The sequence below is a fragment of the Rhodothermales bacterium genome, from assembly GCA_039944855.1.
Taxonomy (GTDB): Bacteria; Bacteroidota; Rhodothermia; order Rhodothermales; family JANQRZ01; genus JBBSMX01.
Window position 1 is genome coordinate 52,921 of the sequence record JBDUXZ010000024.1, and the last position, 16,753, is coordinate 69,673.

A 16,753-nucleotide genomic window follows, 5' to 3' on the forward strand; every position below is an offset into this window, starting at 1 on the left:
GATAAGGAAGCCTCAGGAGGTTGCCGCGTCGCTTCGCTCCTCGCAATGACAGCCCTTTTTAAATCCGCCATGCGCCGCTCCCTGCTTGCCCTGCTCTTCGCCCTCGTCCCCCTCGCCGGCTGTGATCTGAACGAGGACGACTTCGAGCCCCGCGTCGTCGTCGAGGCGTTCCTCGTGGCCGACGAGTTCTTGCCGACGATCCGGCTCTCGGAGACGGCCCCCATCGACGCGCGCTACACGTTCGAGGCGTACGCGCTGACGGGGGCGGAGGTGGAGGTGGCCCTGCTCGACGGGAGCGGCGAGGTGGAGCAAACGTTTGGGTTCTACGAGAACGTGGGCGTCCCCGGCAACGAGGGCAGCTTCCCCGGCAACTACGTTCCGACCGACGGCCACCGCGTCCTCCCGAACCGGCGCTACCGCCTCACCGCCCGCGTACCCGACCGCACCGACCTCGTCCCGTCCAGCGAACTCGTCCGCGCCGAAACCCTCGTGCCGGACACGTTCCGCGTCGTCCGCTTTCCGCCCGACACGATCCGTTACAACATCCTCGCGCCCTCGCCCGCGCTCGACGTCACGCCGAGCGTCGGCGAGGGGCAGGCCGTCTACATCTTCAGCATCGAAGCCCTCGACCCCGACAACTACGAGTTGACGCCGACGATCGCCTCGCTCCTCGAAAACGCCGACGACGTGGACGAGAGCGACTTCGTCACGACCTCGTCGCCCCTCCTCAACGAGGGGAACTACGAGCGGAACCCGGACGGCACGCTCCGCCTCCGCGTCCCGTGGTTCGCGATCGCTTACTACGGCCCCAACCGCCTCAGCGCGAGCGCCCTCGACGACGCGCTCTACGATTTCATCCGCTCCCGCGACGCGCAGTTCAACCCGACCACGCTCTCGCCGGGCGAGATCCAGCGCGTGCTCTCGAACGTGGAGAACGGCACCGGCGTCTTCGGCAGCCTCGCCACCGTCCGCACCGAGGCGTTCATCGCCGAGTAGGGCGCACGCGCAAACGGAGCACAGAAGAGGGCGACCGGCACGCGGCCGGTCGCCCTTCGTAGTGGCAGTCGTGGGGCCGCTGCGGCTAGAACCCGTCGGGGTTGAGGACGAGGTTGATGAGGTGGATCACGCCGTTGCTCGACTCGACGTCGTACACGATGAAGTCGGCGTTGCCGATGCGCTTCGCCGTGAGGTCGTTCTCGTCGCGGCCGATGGGGAACTCCTCGCCGCTGAGCATGACGACCATCATGCCCTCGTTGAGCGAGCCGTACATCGTCGCATCGTCGGCGACGTGGGACTTCAGCAGCATCTGGAGATTCGCCTTCTCATCCTCCGACATCGTCATGCTGAACTCGTCCATGTCGGCGCGGTCGAACGCCGCGTTGATGGGAGCGAAGACGGTGAACGAGCCGGGGCCGTTGAGCGTCTCGGCGAGCCCCGCAGCCTGCACGGCTTCGACGAGGTTGGAGAGGTTCGGGATCGCCAGCGCGTTCTCGACGATCGTGTTCGAGGGCGACGTGGTGGCGCCGAGGAGCTCCATCGCTTCTTCGGTGCCGGCCTCGACGGGCACAGGGATGACGGCGCCGTCGGCCATGGTCATGTCGCCGTCGTTCATCATCTCGCCGCTGCGGGCGCAGCCGGTGAGCACGAGCGGGAGGGCGATGGCGAGGAGCAGGAGGGGATAGGCAATGCGTTTCATGGAAGTGGAGGTGATGAGAAGAGAGGGGAGAAGAGAGCTAGGTATACGTGCGTAACCGGATACGGTTCAACGTCCAACGACTACACGCCGCCCGCCCCGGCACCAACTAAAGGAGGGGGCGACACGTCGTGCCGCCCCCTCGTCCCTACGTGGTTCCGTCGATCAGTACGAGCTCGACGCATCCTGCATCTCGGCCGGCGGCAGCAGCACGCTGTCGATCACGTGCGCAACGCCGTTCGAGGCGGCTACGTTCGGCGTGACGACGGTCGCGCCGCCCACCATCACGGTGCCGTCTTTGATGGTCACGCGGAGCGGCTTGCCGTTGAGCGTCTCCAGCACCTGCCCGTCGCTGAGATCGGCGGCCATGAGCTTGCCGGGGACCACGTGGTAGGTCAGGATGCCTTTGAGCTGCTCGATGTTTTCGTCTTCGAGGAGCCCGGCGACGGTGCCTTCGGGGAGCGCGCCGAACGCGTCATCGGTGGGGGCGAAGACGGTGAACGGGCCTTCGCCGCTGAGAGCGTCGACAAGGCCGGCTTCCTTGACGGCCGTTTCGAGTGTGCTCAGCGCGTCGGTGCTGACGACGACTTCGACGAGCGAGGGTTGCGTGTCCGCCGCGCCGTACTGCGCGAGGACGACGGGGGATGAGAAGAGGAGCGCCGCGAGAGCGACGAGGGCGGAGAAGCGAGTGAGGGTAGACATGGCAGAGGAGGGTTGAGAGGAGGATGAACGTTTTGAACGTTTTGCTCCTCTGGTACCACACACCACGCCCTAAGTTCTGTCTATTCGTAAGTCCCCGAGCCTGGGGCATGGCAAGCGGCCTCTCCCCCCTCGGGAGCCCGATCGCTCAGTACAGGATCTCTCGTTTCAAGTCCTCTTCACACACACCGACCGGCTCGCGTTCGCTGTCCAGCCCGCGCTGCCGTAGCCGCCAGCACTCGCCATAGACCGAGCAGTAGCACAGTTCGAAGGCAAGGCGAGGGGCCTCGGTGAGGTAAGCATCACGGACGCGGGCGGCACGCTCGCCCCCGGCGGCCGAGAGCGTGTTGAGCGACGACTGAGCCGGGAGGACGCGGCCGTTCGTGAGGTCCTGCGCCCACGAACTGTCGGCCACGCCAAGCGCTCCGAACATGTCCTCCCAGGAATAGACGAGCGCCCCGTCCACCTCCACGCGCATCGAGCGGATGAGCGCTGGCCCGATGCCTTAATTGTACGTCTTAATGTGGAAGCCACCGCCACTGAAGCCTGGTCCGATCTCGACGTAGGGCCACGCCGCCGCGCGCTGCTGCTCGCGCATGACCCGCGCCTCGTAGAGCAGGACGACGAGCGTGCAGAGGCTGATGAAGATGGCGGCTCCGGACACGATGAGGTCGGTATTGATACGGCGGGGCGAGTCGGGCACGGGCGTGTGGGCGGGAGCTGGGAAAGCTACCGAAAGGGATATTTTTCGGACCACGGACCACGGACCACGGACCACGGACCACGGACCACGGACCACGGACCACGGACCACGGACCACGGACCACGGACCACGGACCACGGACCACGGACCACGGGCTAAAATGGCACGTCGTCCTCGACCTCTTCCGGCGCCCGCTCCGTCCGCTGGAGCGTAATCCCGCTCGGGTCAAAGCCGAAGAGGTCTTCGGGCGAGAACACGAGGCGGAAGTCATGATCCCCCGCGAAGAAGGGGGCGAACTTGGCGGCGAACTCGTCGAGCCGCTTGAGATAGTAGGCCGTGTTCTCGTCGGGCGCGGCGGGGGCCCACGCGTCGGCGAGGCGGGCGTTTTCGAACGCCGTGATATTCGCACTCGTGCCAGTGAGGTAGTAGCTGATCCGGTCGCCTTTGACGATGGGCTGGCCCGTCGCCTCCATCCGCTGGATCGCGAGCTCGTACGAGGCCGCCCGCGTCCGCTTGCCCGCCTCGACGTCGGCGCGGTACTGCTCGACGGAGTCCTTGATCGTCTCCGTCCGCTGGAACGACTCGACGCCCTCCCAATCGTGGGCAATGACGGCATCGCGATAGCGGAGGTAGAGGTCGTGCAGGCCTTGGATGTCTTCTTCGAGCAGGAGCGGGACGGCCTGCCGGAGGAACCGCCGCCCGAACCGCTCCGACGAGCGGGAGACGAGCGACGAGCCCTTGAACTTCAGCGTGCCGTCGTAGCCGAGGAGCGCGTAGTTCTTCTTCTTGTACGAGAGCATCTTCTGGAACCGCCCGTCGAAGCCGACGCGGATGCCGTCGGGGAGCGCGTCGCTGAGGGCGGCGACGAACGCCCGCTCGGCCGCGTCGCCGCGCACGTCGTCGGGCGGGACGAAGAGTACCCCGTCGGTGTCGACCTCGACGACGGTGCCGCCGCGCTCGCGGATCGTGCGGATGATCCGGCGGAGGAGGTCCTGCCCGACGCTCGCCACGCGATCGGCCTCGGCGAAGTCGTTGAAGAGGGCCATCCCAAAGCCCATGTTTCCGTAAAAGCTATTGATGATGTTCTTGTAGGCGGTCTGCCGGGCGTCGAGCTCGCCGCGCTGCTCGTCGGAGGCGGCGGTGCGCATGAGCGCCTTCGTGGCGAAGCGGAGCTCGGTGAGGGTGCGGAGCAGGCCGGGGAAGAGCCCGAGCGTGTCGCCCTTCGGCTGCACGCCGTAGTTCAGCATGATCGACGGGTAGAGGCTCTCGACGTCGGCGTAGACCACGGGGCCGACGACGCCGGTGACGAACACGTCGGTGTAGCCGCCGACAACCTGGCTGCCCCACTCGGATTTGGGAAGCGCCTGCCGCCGCCGGAGGTACTCGCGCACGAAGAGGGCCTCGATCTTCGACGCCGGGCCGGTGCGAGCGCACTGGTCGTAGGGCATCGGTACCATCTGGGTGAGGTAGAACGTGCTCCCCGAGAGGTGCCGGCTCAGCCGCTCCGTCTCGATCACGTCGTCGAGCGCATACGCGAGGAGGCGCTCGGGGTCCTCGTCCCACACGCGCGGGATGTCGCCGCCGTCGACGTAGGTCCGTCCCTCGGGTGCGAAGCCGAAATACTTCGCCGCCGCTTTCAGCCCGTACGCCGGGAGGTCGCGCTTGAACACGTCGTAGCTCATCACCTGGAAATACGTGTCGATCACGTGCCGCCCGGCGATGTCGAGCGCGGGGAAATCCACTGTCCGCTCGGCGAAGCGCATGGACGACGGGAAGCTGCGCGGCACCGACCCGTCGCGGCCGATGGCGAACGGCACGCCCCAGCGTGCGCACCGCGTCATCAAATACGGGAAGTCGAAGGCGTATGCGTTGTGGCCCTCGATCACGTCGGGGTCTTTCTCGCGGATGAGGCGGACGACCTCTTGCAGGATCGTCTTCTCGGGGAGGCTGCGTGCGTCGAGCAGGCGCGTCCAGCCCCGATTGTCGGAGAGCGAGACGATGATGACGGCGTCGCCCGGCCGCTCGGCGTCGGGGAAGCCGCCGGCGCTGGCGTACGTCTCGATGTCGATCTGCATCCGGTAGAGGTCCTCGAAGGGCATCCCTTTGAAGAGCGTCCGGCCCGTCTGCATGAGGTACTGCTGCTCGGGCGAGCCGGCGAAATAGACCTCCTCGGGCCGCTTCGCGTTCGTGTCCGTCACGCGCTCGATGTGGCGCAGGGCGTCCCAGTACGCCGAGCGGTTTGGGAAGACGACGAGCCAGCGGAAATATCCCTCACCGGCCAGCTCCTGAAACTGGAAGCGGTCGCGCGGGAAGTCGCGCAGTAGCTCAGCGTCGGAGAGGAAGAAGAAGGGATAGAACGGGACGTCCTCGTGCTCGACCGTGTCCGGCCCCGTGCGGCGATAGACCCGCATCTGCTCCGCGCCGTCGCCCGCCGCGACGAGGTGGAGCCCGACGATCCGCTCCGTCCGGTCGCGCCCGTAGAGGGCGACGTCGTAGGCATCGGGTTCGGGCACGTCAGGCATCAGGCGTGGAGCGGGTTGGGGAGAACATAACGCGCAGGGCCTGTCAACGCTCCGTCGCGGGCGCAGCGTCGAAGATCGGGCGAAGCCCGAGCGAGGTGCGGATGAATTGACGCGGTGCGGCGAACCCTTCCGTCCGGCGGGGATAACCCTCGCTTCCCCCACGGACCAACAGCTAGCCCGCATGCACTGGTACGAGAAGCTGAATCAGTATTTCCCCGTCGAAGAGATGAAGTCGCAGCGCCACATGGAGACGTTGCTGCGCGAGAAGCCCGAGGTCTATCACAAAGACGAAGGTCCGCACCACGTCCTGATGTACGTCGAGGCTGACGACTTCGTCTTCATCGACTACGTGTTCGTCGCGGCCGAGGCGCGCGGGCAGGGGATCGGCCGCAAACTGATCGACACGCTCAAGGCGAAGGGGAAGCCGATCCTGCTCGAAGTGGAGCCGCTCGATTACGAGAACTCGGACACCGAGAAGCGGCAGCGGTTCTACACCCGCGAGGGGTTCCGCCACGCCACGCGCGTCGGCTACCGCCGCCGCTCCCTCGCCACCGACCGCGTCAACGAGCTCGAGATCCTCTTCTGGACGCCCGGCACGCACGGCGAGGACGACGTGTTCGACGCCATGCGCCGGACCTACGAGGGCATCCACACCTTCCGCGACGTCGAGTTCTACGGCAAGCCCTACCAACCCGTCCATGAGGTGCTGACACTGGACGAGGCGTAGGATACTGGGTAGTTCACGCCGGGTGGATCGTCGCGCGTCCCGCGCTCTGTCATCCTGAGCTTGCCGAAGGATCTGTTCGGGCACGGATCTAACAGGCTGGCAAGGTTTCGCCCGGAGAGATCCTTCGACTTCACTCCGTTCCGCTCAGGATGACGGGCATGAGGTACAGCTTGGGCTTAGAACGCCTAACAAAACCCAACAACGCTGTCATTGCGAGGAGCGCAGGGACTCGTCCCGTAGCGACGCGGCAATCTCCCTCGGTCTGCTAGAATCGGGAGATTGCCGCGCTCCTTTCAGTCGCTCGCAATGACGGCATGGGGTTTTGTTAGGGCCTCTTAATCCATCAGGCCCTTATGGGGCCGCTGTCGGCTCGGCGAGCGGCCGGGCGACGGTGGTGTGGAAAACGGGCTGCCGCCGCTCCATCACGGTGATGAGTTTGCCCTCGTCCTCCAGTTCGATCATCGTCTCGCCGAGGAGGGCGAGGAGCCGCGATCGGTACAGCTCTTCCATCCGGGCGTAGAACGCGGTGAGCTCTGCCGCGAACTCCTCTTTGAGGAACGGGAACGCCGGCTCCCACAACTCATCGGCGGGGTCGCCCGCGTAGCGGTAGGCTCGGAATTGGAGGTCGAACGTGGTGCCGAACTCGTGGCTCGACGTGCCCTGCGCGGCGTTCACGTTCACCCCGCGCAGCCGCTCCTGATCTTCTTGCGTGCGGAGGACCGACGTAACGAAGAACTTGTAGGGTGGCAGCCCAAAGCTCGCGAGCTTCTGCTGGAACCGCACGCCGATGGAGTCGAGCGCGGCGGCGGCGTCGGGCGTCGCGTAGGGGACGGAGTGCGTGAGGTCGTCGACCCAGTAGTACGGGTTCTCCGTGTTCACATTCACGAGCCCGGCTTCGTCGGCCTGGTCGAGCACGTCGTCGCGCTCGGCGACGGGGGTGATGCCGAGGCGCTGCGCGGCTTCGACGTGGACGGCGTTGGTAGAGCGGCGGAGCTGGGCGCGCTGCCGGTCCGTCAGCAGGCCGATCTTGAGGTAGCGCGCCTCCTGCGCTTCGAGGTAGTCCGCGAACCGGGCACGCTCGGCGAGGACGATCTGCCGCCGCTCTTCCGCCTGCTTCGCGAGGTGCGTCACGACCGCAAACGCGCCGAGGGCGACGAGCAGCAGCCCGATGGGAATCAGGAACCGCTTCTTCCGGTACAGCGGACGCGACCGCTTCTCAGGCCGTGGCATCGGCGACGGCGCGGACCGACGCGGAGGCGTCGGGCGGTTGGCAGAGGGCTTGTACGGGTGGCCGATCAGGTCGGGCACGGGCTTGGCGGACTGGTTCGAAGAGAGAGGGGAGGGTAGCAGCAGGCCGTCTTCGAACGCTGCCACCCCTGCCAAATTGCATGGCTTCGGCCTGCCGGGGGTTCCAGCCTTTCGTGCGAAAGACAGCGCTCGCAGCGGCTAGCCCGCGATCGTTTCGATGACGCCGCAGGCGACGCGGCCGCCCGCGTCGCCGCTGGGCTGCGAGGTGAAGTCGTCCTGTCCGGCATGGACGATGACGGCCTTACCGATGACGGACGCCGGCCCGCTCAGCGCCACGTTCGGATCGATGCGCTCGTAGCGGGCGATGCCGTCGGCCCCGGCTTCGAGGTTGCCGAGGTCGCCGTCGTGCCGTTCGGGGGCGGGCGCTTCGGGTGCGCCGTGCGGGGTGTCGTCGGGGTTGAAGTGGCCGCCGGCCGAGGTGGCGTCGGGCGCGCTGCAGTCGCCGGTCTCGTGGACGTGGAAGCCGTGCATCCCCTCGGAGAGCCCGCTGATCTCGGCGACGATGCGGACGCCGTCCGGGGTATCCGCGAACGTGACGCGCCCGCGCACGTCGTTCCCTTCCGTCGGGCTGAGGGTGGCGACGGCGTCCGCCGCTGCACGGCCGCCATCCATGCTCATCGGGGTTGAGGTCGTGTCGAGGCTAGTCGTCGGGTCGGGCGTGTCGGCGTCGGGCCGGTCGGCGCAGGCGGCGAAGGAGAGGGCGGCGAGCAGGAGGAGCGGGCGGAGAGGCATAGCGGAAGCGGATGGGTGAGAGAGAGGCCGCGCCGGGTCGGTGGGCCGCGGGTATTTTACGACTCCGCCCGCCTCCCCCGTTCCGTCCTCGCCGATTATGCTTTCCGAGCCGAGGCTCTCTGAGCCGCGCCTTTCCGTCGAAGGCCTCGCCAAGCGCTACGGCCGGCGCTCCCTGTTCCGCGGGCTCGACTTCGACCTCGGGCCGGGCGACTCGCTCGCCGTCACGGGAAGGAACGGGGCGGGGAAGTCCACGCTGCTGCAGATCGTCGCGGGCGTGCGGACGCCGACGGCGGGGACAGTTCGGCTATGGCTGCGCGGCGAAGAGGTGGAGCCGGAGGCCCGGCCGCTGCGGACCGGCTTCGTCGCGCCGTACCTCAACCTCTACGACGCGTTCTCCGCACGCGAGAACCTCGACTTCCTCGCCCGCGCCCGCCGCCTCGCCGATGCCGAGGCGCGGATCGAGGCCGTGCTCGACCGCGTCGGGCTCGGGGGGCGGGGGGACGACCTCGTGCGGACCTACTCCTCGGGCATGAAGCAGCGCGTCCGCCTCGCCGCGGCGCTCCTCGCCGGCCCGTCGCTGTTGCTGCTCGACGAGCCGACGGCGAACCTCGACGCGCCCGGCCGCGCCGTCGTCGAGGCCGTCGCGGGCGCGCACCGCGAAGCCGGCGGCATCCTCCTCGTCGCGACGAACGTGGACCACGAGGCGGCGCTGTGCGAGCGCGCCATCGAGGTCGGCGGCGATTAATCCCGCGTGCAGGCGAGCACGGCGAGGTCGACCTCGGCCCCGGCGGATCGGAGGACGCGCGCTGCGGCGACAGCGGTAGCACCGGTCGTGAGCACGTCGTCCACGAGGAGGACGCGGCGTCCGGCGACGGCCTCCGCGTCGGGCACGGCGAAGGCGGCTTCGACGTTGCGCCAGCGCTCGGTTTTGGAGAGGCTCGTCTGCGAGTGCGTGGGGCGCGGGCGCGTCAAGCCGTCCGCCCGGACCGGACGGCCGAGCACGGCGGAAATTCCGGCGGCGAGGCGTTCGCTCTGGTTATAGCCGCGTTCCAGCCGTCGCCGTCGGTGGAGCGGGACCGGCACGACGAGGTCTGGCGTCGGCGCGCCGCGCGCTCGCCACGCTTCGCCGACGAGTCGGCCGAGGCGGACGCCGAGCGTCGGGCGGTTGCCGTACTTCAGGGCGTGCTGGATCCGCTGGAGCGTCCCGCCGTCGTCGAAGAGCCAAAGCGCGTCAGCGTGGCCGAAGGCGGCGGGGCCGCCGGGGAGGTCGGCGAGGCGGGGGCGGAGGAGGTCGGGCTCGGCGGGGGGGAGGGCGCGGAGGCAGTCGGGGCAGAGGGGCGGCGCGGCGGTGTCGGGCGGTAGGCGGCCGTCGCAGCCGAGGCAGAGCGAGGGGTAGACCACGCCGAGGAGGGCGCGGCCGAGGCGGCGGAGCAGGAGGACCGGGCCGGATGGAACCGCTTCATTCACTCGATTTTCCTCCGTTTCGGGGCAGGTCTTCAGGTCGGATTGCGGGGGCGGGGATATCTTGCGTACTCTCCAATCTAGCCCGTTCGCGCTAGCGCTGTCCCCTCGCACGCTTCACCCCTCTCCGACTATGGCCCGAGACCGCCGCGGCATGCTCATCAAGAACCTTAGCGAGCAGTCGCTCACCATCCGTATGGCGACGCGGAAGCTGGAGCTCGACGCCGGCGAGGAGATCGCCGTCACCGCCGAGGAGGTCCGCGACGCCGTCCTCCGCGACCACCTCCAGGTCCGCACGATCGCCGTCGTCCGCCCGACGACCGCCGAGGAGAACGACGACCTCGAGCGCGTGCTCGCTGGCGAGTAGCGCCCACGTCCCCTCGTAGAGCCGAGCACCCCCGATGAACGTCCTCGCGCTCGAACCGTGGTACGGCGGCTCCCACCGTCACTTCCTCGACGGCCTCGCCCGCCACAGCGCGCACGACCTCCGCCTCATCACGATGGCGGACCGCTACTGGAAATGGCGGATGCAGGGTGGGGCCGTGACGCTCGCCGCGAAGGCGCGGGAGGCGGCCGACGAAGGCTTCGTCCCGGACGTGATTTTCGCCACGGGGATGGTGAACGTGCCGGCGTTCCTCGCGCTCACGCGCGACCGGTTCGCGGACACGCCCGTCGTCCTCTACTTCCACGAGAATCAGCTCACGTACCCCCTCCGCGACGGGCAGCAACGCGACCTCACGTACGCGTACATCAACTACCTCTCGGCCCTCGCCGCCGACCGCGTCGTGTTCAACTCGGCGTTCCACCGCGACGAGTTCTTCGAGGCCCTGCCCGAACTGCTCCGCCGCTTCCCGGACTACACCCACCTCCGCACGGCGCAGCGCCTCCGTGACAAGAGCGAGGTGCTCCATCTGGGCCTCGACCTCGACGCGCTCGACCGGAACGCGCCGCTTAGGAAGAAAGATGGCGGCGCGCCCATCGTGCTCTGGAATCAGCGGTGGGAGCATGACAAGAACCCCGAGGCGTTCTTCCGCACGATGAACCGGCTCGACGACATCGGCGCCCCGTTCCGGCTGATCCTCGCGGGCGAGCGGTTCGAGGAGCAGCCGCCGGCGTTCGAGACGGCCTTCCGCCGCTACGCCGACCGCATCATCCACTACGGCTACGCCGAAGACCTCCCCGAGTACGCCCGCCTGCTCCACCGCGCCGACCTCGTGGTCTCGACGTCGAAGCACGAGTTCTTCGGCGTCGCCATTATGGAGGCGATCCGCTGCGGCTGCCACCCGCTTCTGCCCGACCGGCTGACCTACCCCGAGTTGATCCCCGCGCAACTCCACCGCCCGCTCCTCCACGCGCCCGTGCTCTACGAGGACGAGAACGAGCTCTTCGAAGTGATGCGGCGCATCTTAACGGGGGAGGAGCAGCCGCTCCCGCCCCCCGTGCTGCGCGCAATCCCCGAGCACCTCGCGTGGTCCGTGCAGATCGGTGCCTACGACGCGCTGTTCGAAGAGGCTTCCATCTCGGCCTCGTCGTAGAGCGTGATGCCCTTCTCGGCCGACTCGGCGTCGAAGGTGAGGTAGTTCGAGGTCAGCTCTTCGCCCGCCTCGATGTCCCGGTTGGCGATCGTGTAGCGGCCCTCGGGGTCGTCGCAGTTGGGCGAGAGGGAGTGGTTCATGAACTTGGCGTTGTCGCCGCAGAACACGTAGATCCCTTCGGGCGAGAGGTAGCAGTACATCCGAAAGCGGGACTGGTACGGCTCCGGGAACAGCTCGAGCTCCTCCGGGCTGATCTTCCAATCCGTGGCGGGGTTGAACTCCCAGAGCAGCGTGCCCTCGGCGATGGGATGGGGCGTGTACACACCGATGCCGTGGATGGAGCTCTCTTTGAGGAAGGTCGGGACGAGGAACATGGGGCTGAGCGAGGGGAAATTTGGTGGGCTGCTATTGGGCGTCCCAATACTAGCAAAAGCGCGAGCGATCCCTGCACGTCCACGAGGGCGATCCATAAAAAAAGGAGGTGCGACCGCATGGCGGCGGCGCACCCCCTCGGAGGGAAGCCGGGAAGTAAAGCGGGGCTCAGGCGGCGGTCCGCGTCTCGACGAGGCAGCCGCGGAGGGTGCCGAGCATCTTCGAGAGGATCTGCGAGATCCGTGCCTCGGTGAGCCCGAGCTGGCCGGCGATCTCGCGCAGCGTGAGGTCCTCGAAGTAATAGAGGTTCACGATCCGCTGCTCGCGCTCGGGGAAGCACTCGATGAGCTTGGCGACGTGCTGGTAGAGCGAGTGGCGCTCGAAGCGCTCGTGCTCCTCGGCCGCGGCCGGGTGCGGGATCGTGTCGATGGGGGCGACGCCGCGCCCGCTCTCGCTTTGGTGCTCGGCGTGGAGCGAGAGGGTGAAGCGGCGCTGCGCGTCGGAGAGCAGCCCGTGGTAGTCCTCGACGCTGAGGCCGAGGTGGTCGGCCACCTGCTGGTCGTGCGGCTCCCCTCCGAGCTGCTGCTGGAGCTGGTCGGCGGCGTGCTGGGCCTCGGCCACGCGGCGGCGGCGGTCCCGGCTCAGGAGGTCGATGGAGCGGAGGAAGTCGATGAACGCGCCGCGGATGCGGGCGTAGGCGAACGAGGCGAACGAGGTCCCGCGCTCGGCGTCGTAGCTGTCGAGCGCTTGCAGCATCCCGAACATCCCGGCGTTGACGAGGTCTTCCCGTGTGGCGAGGGGGTGGTCGGGGAGCGTGATGCGCCGGGCGATCGAGCGCACGAGCGGGAGCGCGGCGACGGCGACGGCCTGCCGGTTCTCAGGCGTGGGGGAGGCGGCGTAGCGTTCGGCAGCGGGCTGGAGCTCGTAGGCCATGGGGGAGTCGAGGGCTGAGGCGCGGCGGCGGTCCGGCCTGGGGTGTGCGAGAGAGTGGGGGTGGATCAGGCGTCGTGACCGGGCGAGGACGGCTCCGCGGCGTGCTGCCGACGGGCGGGCGCTTCCGCGGCGGCTACACTTCCGAGCACCGCATCCACGGCCAGCAGCGCGACGGCCACCGTCGCCGTCGCGAGCAAGCCGGCGACGAAAGCGTCGGTGAGCGATGCGAAGACGTGCAGGCGACCGACGAAGAACAGGATGCCGGCGAGCAGGGCGTAGTGGGCGAAGAAGTCACGCATGGGAGTCGGGGGTGAGAGGCGCTCGGTGAGGTCTGCCTATGCCCTCGACAACATGGGTGCCACTCTCTCCCGCAGGCCTTCGCTGCCCCGTGCGGACGGCCCCTCGGTGGCGCACCCGGGCCTGACCTCGACCGGCTTAAACGGGGCTGAGAAACGCCTGAGCCGCTTTCCAATTGCCGATGCTGAAGCCGCGGCGCTTTACGAACGGCTCATCCAAAAAAGTTTTCGGCGCCCCGTCCGATACCCCCGCATGGGGGAAACTCCGGTACCAATCGTAACAGGCCCGGTAGTTACCGTAACGGGAGCGTGGCGGGCAGACACGAAACGAGCGGCCCGGGGCATCGCGCTCCGTCCGCTCGTTCTCTCTCAGCATGGTTGGGTACTTACGTCACCGGCCCGGCTTCGGCGGGGGCCTCGTACCGGAGGTAGTCCCCCGTTCGCAGCCCTTCGGCGATGACGTCGAACGCGCGGTCCACCTCGTCGGCCGTGTTCCAGACCCACGGCGCGAGGCGGAGGTAGCGCCGCTGACGACTATCGGTGAACACGCCCCGGCTCTTTAACCACGCGCACAATAGGTCGGCACTTTCGGCCTCTAGGATGACCATCGCGCCGCGTCGTTCGGCGGCGCGTGGGGAGCGGAGGGCGAGCCCGGCGGCCTCGGCGCGCTCGATGCAGCGCGCGGTGAGGGCGAGCGAGTGCGCCCGCACGGCGTCGAGCCCGGCGTCGAGCAGGAGGCGGACCCCTTCGACGGCGTGGTAGAGCGAGGCGACGGCCGTCGTTCCCCCGAGGAAGCGGCGGCGCACGTCGGGGTGCGGCTCCGGGGCCGTGTGGAACGCGAACGGCTCGGCGTCGGCGAACCAGCCGGCGAGGCGCGGGGTGAGCCGCAGGCCGGGGCGGACCCAGAGATAGCTGTTGCCCGACGAGCCGCACGCCTCTTTCAACAGACCGCCGAAATAGACGTCGGCCCCCGTCGTCTCCACGTCCACAGGCATCGTCGAGGCCGCGTGGTACCCGTCGACGGCGAAGAGGGCACCGTGCGCGTGGGCGCGCTCGGCGACGGCGCGGAGGAAGTTGTGTTCGAGCCGCTCGCCCGTCGTGAAGCCGACGTGGCTGACGAAGACGAGCGCGGTTTCGGGCCCTATTGCGGCGAGCACGGCATCGCGGTCGACGAACCCGTCCGCCGCGGCCGGGAAGATGCGGGGGGCGAGGTCGCGCAGCCCAGCCCACTGCTGGACGGAGTGGAGCACGGACGGGAACTCGTTCTCGGTCAGCACGACCTCGCGCCGGCCGTCGGCGAAGGGCTCATCGCAGGAGAGGAGCGCCTGCACGGTCCAATGCACGTGCGGCTGCATGATGCAACTCCCCAACGTCGCGCCGAGGAGCGGCGCGACGAACGCGTCGCCGAGGTATTCGGGCAGCGTCCACCACCCGACGCGGTCGCCGGAGCCCGGCCGCCAGCGGTTGGGCACCTCGTTCCACGCATCGACACCACGCGACTTCCAATCCTCGACGAAGCCCTCCATCATCGCGGGCACCGTTTTCGGCATCAGCCCGTGCGTGAAAGCGCGGAACTCCACCGCGTCGTCTGGGAGGAAGAAGTGGTCGCGGAGGTTCATCGGGAGCGGCATCAGTGGCGGGGAAGAGCGGAAGCTACCATCGCCCCAAACAAAGAAGCCGCGCCGGAAAGAACCGGCGCGGCTTCGGGAGTCGCGGGGGCAGCATCGACCTACGCTTCGGCGGGGTCGATGTGCACGAACTTCCTGTCGCGCTGGCCGCGCGTGAAGCGGACGGTGCCGGCGGACTTCGCGAAGAGCGTGTCGTCGTTGCCGCGGCCGACGTTGAGGCCGGGGTGGAACTTGGTGCCGCGCTGGCGGACGATGATCGAGCCGGCGGTGACGGTCTCGCCGCCGTACGCCTTGACGCCGAGCATCTGCGGGTTCGAGTCGCGACCGTTTTTGGAAGAGCCTACGCCTTTCTTATGTGCCATGAGTCGGGGGGTCTGGAGACGCAGCGGGCTGCGTCTGTAACGGGATCGGGTTCGTTCGGGCCGAGCAGCGGCCGGGGCTTACGCCTCGGAGCTACCGTTCTTTCCGTTGAGGTTCAGCGCGTCGATCGAGATCTGCGTGTAGGGCTGGCGGTGGCCGTTCTTGACGCGGTAGCCCTTGCGGCGCTTCTTCTTGAAGACGATCACCTTGTCGCCCTTCATGTGGCCGAGCACCTTCGCCGTGACGGACGCGCCGCCGACAGTCGGAGCGCCGACCTGGATCTCGTCGCCGGAGACGAGGAGGACGCGGTCAAACGTGAGCGTGTCGCCCACTTCTGCCTTCTGGCGGGGGATGTAGAGCTTGGCGTCCTGCTGGACTTTGAACTGCTTGCCGGAGATATCGACGATGGCGTACATAAACGTGTGCGGGCTTGGTGAACCCTCTGCGCGGCGGGCGCGGCCCGTTCGGGGGCGGCTGGCCTGCAGAGGAGCGCGGTGGGCAAAGACTTGCTAAGCTACGATCCGAAACGAGCCGGCGCTAGCGCTGGGACCCTGCTCGGCCCCCGGCGCGGGGGAATTCAAACAGGCTTGACGTGGCGGGGGCGCGCGTAAAAGTCGGCGCTGCCGTACCCTTCGGCACCGTTCCTGTTCCGCTCCTCCCCGCGCCGATGCTCCTCACCCTGCCTCCCACCGGCCCTACGCTCACCCCCGGCAAGCTCCTCTGCATCGGCCGCAACTACGCCGAGCACGTCCGCGAGATGGGCGACGTGAAGGACCTGCCCACGGAGCCCGTCGTCTTCCTCAAGCCGTCGACGGCGCTCGTCGCCTCGGGCGGGGAGATCGTGATCCCGCCGCAGTCGGAGGACGTGCATCACGAGGTCGAGATCGTGGCGGTAATCGGGCGCGGCGGGAAGGACATCGACGAGGCGAAGGCGCTGGAGCACGTCGGTGCGTACGCCGTCGGCCTCGACATGACGGCGCGGGACATTCAGCGCAAGGCGAAGGAGGCCCGCGCGCCGTGGTCGGTGGCGAAGGGGTTCGACACGTTCGCCCCGCTCGGGCCGCTCACACGAGCGGAGGACGTACCGGACCCGCAGACGCTCAGCCTCCAACTGACGGTCAACGGCGAAGTCCGGCAGGCGGGGCACGCCCGCGACATGATCTTCCCCCTCCCGTTCGTGATCGCCTACCTCTCGCGCATCTTCACGCTCGAGCCCGGCGACCTCATCTTCACGGGCACGCCCGAGGGCGTCGGCCCCGTCCACCCCGGCGACGAACTCGTGGCGACGGCAGAGACGGACGATGGCGTCGCCCTCGAGCCCCTCCGCGTGACGGTACGCTAGCCGATGGTTGCAGGCTACACCAGGCGGCTCTTCTTCCGCAGCGCCGTCGTCACGGCGGGGCTGCCCCTCCTCGCCCTCCCGTTCTGGATCGCCGACGCGCGCGTCGGGGAGTGGGCAGGGTCGCTCGGGCTTTACGAAGTCCTCGTCGCGCCCCTCCTGCTCGTGCTCGTGGCGTTCACGTTTTACCGCAAGACGCGGTGGCTGCGGGTTCGGTGGTACATGCTCGCGATGGGCGGGGCGTCGGCGCTCGGCATCGGGCTGTGGTACCTCGGGCTCGGGATCCACGGCGGCACGCTCTTCCGACCGGACGCGCTGACGCTGGAGCTGATGGGGATCGCGTTCGCCGCCCACATGCTGGCGGCTTACGGCGCGGTGATGGTCATCGCCGGGATGCGACGGATTCGGGAGCGTGAGGCGTAATACGTGATGCGTGAGTCCGAGC

Annotated in this window: 21 protein-coding genes; 7 read left to right on the forward strand and 14 right to left on the reverse strand. The window is 68.3% G+C overall.

What is annotated here, in order from left to right; all coding sequences use genetic code 11:
* Positions 1 to 69: 69 nt before the first annotated feature.
* A complete protein-coding gene (locus ABJF88_12920; GenBank protein MEP0547829.1) occupies positions 70 to 996 on the forward strand; it encodes a DUF4249 family protein in 927 nt (308 codons plus the stop codon).
* An 85-nt stretch (positions 997 to 1,081) separates the two neighbouring features.
* Here the strand turns inward: ABJF88_12920 and ABJF88_12925 are convergent, their stop codons facing one another.
* From ABJF88_12925 to ABJF88_12945, 5 genes are all read right to left on the reverse strand, one after another.
* On the reverse strand, positions 1,082 to 1,696 hold the full coding sequence (locus ABJF88_12925) for a fasciclin domain-containing protein (protein ID MEP0547830.1): 615 nt from the start codon (positions 1,694 to 1,696) through the stop codon (positions 1,082 to 1,084).
* Positions 1,697 to 1,858: 162 nt separating this feature from the next.
* Positions 1,859 to 2,395 carry a fasciclin domain-containing protein gene (locus ABJF88_12930; protein ID MEP0547831.1) on the reverse strand — a complete coding sequence of 179 codons (537 nt, stop codon included), beginning with the start codon at positions 2,393 to 2,395 and terminating at the stop codon, positions 1,859 to 1,861.
* 145 nt (positions 2,396 to 2,540) lie between these two features.
* Entirely contained in the window at positions 2,541 to 2,870 is a 330-nt protein-coding gene (locus ABJF88_12935) for a hypothetical protein (GenBank protein MEP0547832.1), read from the reverse strand.
* Between the two features lie 27 nt (positions 2,871 to 2,897).
* Complete coding sequence (locus tag ABJF88_12940) at positions 2,898 to 3,095, reverse strand: hypothetical protein (GenBank protein ID MEP0547833.1); 198 nt, start codon at positions 3,093 to 3,095, stop codon at positions 2,898 to 2,900.
* A gap of 155 nt (positions 3,096 to 3,250) precedes the next feature.
* The gene (locus ABJF88_12945) at positions 3,251 to 5,617 is read right to left on the reverse strand and encodes a DNA polymerase domain-containing protein (protein ID MEP0547834.1); all 2,367 of its coding nucleotides are present in this window, start codon (positions 5,615 to 5,617) and stop codon (positions 3,251 to 3,253) included.
* 181 nt (positions 5,618 to 5,798) lie between these two features.
* Between ABJF88_12945 and ABJF88_12950 the strand changes: the two genes are divergently transcribed.
* A complete protein-coding gene (locus ABJF88_12950; protein ID MEP0547835.1) occupies positions 5,799 to 6,344 on the forward strand; it encodes a GNAT family N-acetyltransferase in 546 nt (181 codons plus the stop codon).
* A 351-nt stretch (positions 6,345 to 6,695) separates the two neighbouring features.
* Here the strand turns inward: ABJF88_12950 and ABJF88_12955 are convergent, their stop codons facing one another.
* Both ABJF88_12955 and ABJF88_12960 read right to left on the reverse strand, forming a co-directional pair.
* Positions 6,696 to 7,652 (reverse strand): DUF5715 family protein, encoded by a 957-nt coding sequence (locus tag ABJF88_12955; protein ID MEP0547836.1) that lies wholly within the window; start codon positions 7,650 to 7,652, stop codon positions 6,696 to 6,698.
* A 138-nt stretch (positions 7,653 to 7,790) separates the two neighbouring features.
* Positions 7,791 to 8,384, reverse strand: coding sequence for a superoxide dismutase family protein (locus tag ABJF88_12960; protein ID MEP0547837.1), 594 nt, complete (start codon positions 8,382 to 8,384; stop codon positions 7,791 to 7,793).
* Positions 8,385 to 8,481: 97 nt separating this feature from the next.
* Between ABJF88_12960 and ccmA the strand changes: the two genes are divergently transcribed.
* Positions 8,482 to 9,129 (forward strand): heme ABC exporter ATP-binding protein CcmA, encoded by a 648-nt coding sequence (ccmA, locus tag ABJF88_12965; GenBank protein MEP0547838.1) that lies wholly within the window; start codon positions 8,482 to 8,484, stop codon positions 9,127 to 9,129.
* Here the strand turns inward: ccmA and ABJF88_12970 are convergent.
* Positions 9,126 to 9,851, reverse strand: a complete 726-nt coding sequence (locus ABJF88_12970; GenBank protein MEP0547839.1) for a phosphoribosyltransferase family protein — start codon at positions 9,849 to 9,851, stop codon at positions 9,126 to 9,128. The two genes, ccmA and ABJF88_12970, sit on opposite strands and share 4 nt — an antisense overlap.
* A gap of 127 nt (positions 9,852 to 9,978) precedes the next feature.
* On the opposite strand from ABJF88_12970, the gene ABJF88_12975 reads away from it, so the two are divergent.
* Both ABJF88_12975 and ABJF88_12980 read left to right on the forward strand, forming a co-directional pair.
* On the forward strand, positions 9,979 to 10,212 hold the full coding sequence (locus tag ABJF88_12975) for a hypothetical protein (GenBank protein ID MEP0547840.1): 234 nt from the start codon (positions 9,979 to 9,981) through the stop codon (positions 10,210 to 10,212).
* Between the two features lie 34 nt (positions 10,213 to 10,246).
* Entirely contained in the window at positions 10,247 to 11,380 is a 1,134-nt protein-coding gene (locus ABJF88_12980; protein MEP0547841.1) for a DUF3524 domain-containing protein, read from the forward strand.
* Here ABJF88_12980 and ABJF88_12985 read toward each other — a convergent pair.
* The 6 genes from ABJF88_12985 to rplU all read right to left on the reverse strand — a co-directional run bounded on the left by ABJF88_12985 (position 11,335) and on the right by rplU (position 15,385).
* Positions 11,335 to 11,754, reverse strand: coding sequence for an SET domain-containing protein (locus ABJF88_12985; protein ID MEP0547842.1), 420 nt, complete (start codon positions 11,752 to 11,754; stop codon positions 11,335 to 11,337). The genes ABJF88_12980 and ABJF88_12985 overlap by 46 nt on opposite strands.
* A 166-nt stretch (positions 11,755 to 11,920) precedes the next feature.
* Positions 11,921 to 12,685 (reverse strand): FliA/WhiG family RNA polymerase sigma factor, encoded by a 765-nt coding sequence (locus ABJF88_12990; GenBank protein MEP0547843.1) that lies wholly within the window; start codon positions 12,683 to 12,685, stop codon positions 11,921 to 11,923.
* A 65-nt stretch (positions 12,686 to 12,750) separates the two neighbouring features.
* On the reverse strand, positions 12,751 to 12,984 hold the full coding sequence (locus ABJF88_12995) for a hypothetical protein (GenBank protein MEP0547844.1): 234 nt from the start codon (positions 12,982 to 12,984) through the stop codon (positions 12,751 to 12,753).
* A gap of 383 nt (positions 12,985 to 13,367) precedes the next feature.
* Complete coding sequence (locus ABJF88_13000; protein MEP0547845.1) at positions 13,368 to 14,612, reverse strand: aminotransferase class V-fold PLP-dependent enzyme; 1,245 nt, start codon at positions 14,610 to 14,612, stop codon at positions 13,368 to 13,370.
* A 98-nt stretch (positions 14,613 to 14,710) separates the two neighbouring features.
* A complete protein-coding gene (gene rpmA / locus ABJF88_13005; protein MEP0547846.1) occupies positions 14,711 to 14,971 on the reverse strand; it encodes a 50S ribosomal protein L27 in 261 nt (86 codons plus the stop codon).
* 78 nt (positions 14,972 to 15,049) lie between these two features.
* Positions 15,050 to 15,385: a 50S ribosomal protein L21 gene (gene rplU / locus ABJF88_13010; protein MEP0547847.1), complete on the reverse strand. Its 336-nt coding sequence runs from the start codon at positions 15,383 to 15,385 to the stop codon at positions 15,050 to 15,052.
* A 251-nt stretch (positions 15,386 to 15,636) separates the two neighbouring features.
* Between rplU and ABJF88_13015 the strand changes: the two genes are divergently transcribed.
* Together ABJF88_13015 and ABJF88_13020 are read left to right on the forward strand one after the other, a co-directional pair.
* The gene (locus tag ABJF88_13015) at positions 15,637 to 16,311 is read left to right on the forward strand and encodes a fumarylacetoacetate hydrolase family protein (protein ID MEP0547848.1); all 675 of its coding nucleotides are present in this window, start codon (positions 15,637 to 15,639) and stop codon (positions 16,309 to 16,311) included.
* A 3-nt stretch (positions 16,312 to 16,314) separates the two neighbouring features.
* On the forward strand, positions 16,315 to 16,731 hold the full coding sequence (locus tag ABJF88_13020) for a hypothetical protein (GenBank protein MEP0547849.1): 417 nt from the start codon (positions 16,315 to 16,317) through the stop codon (positions 16,729 to 16,731).
* The last annotated feature ends 22 nt before the right edge of the window (positions 16,732 to 16,753 follow it).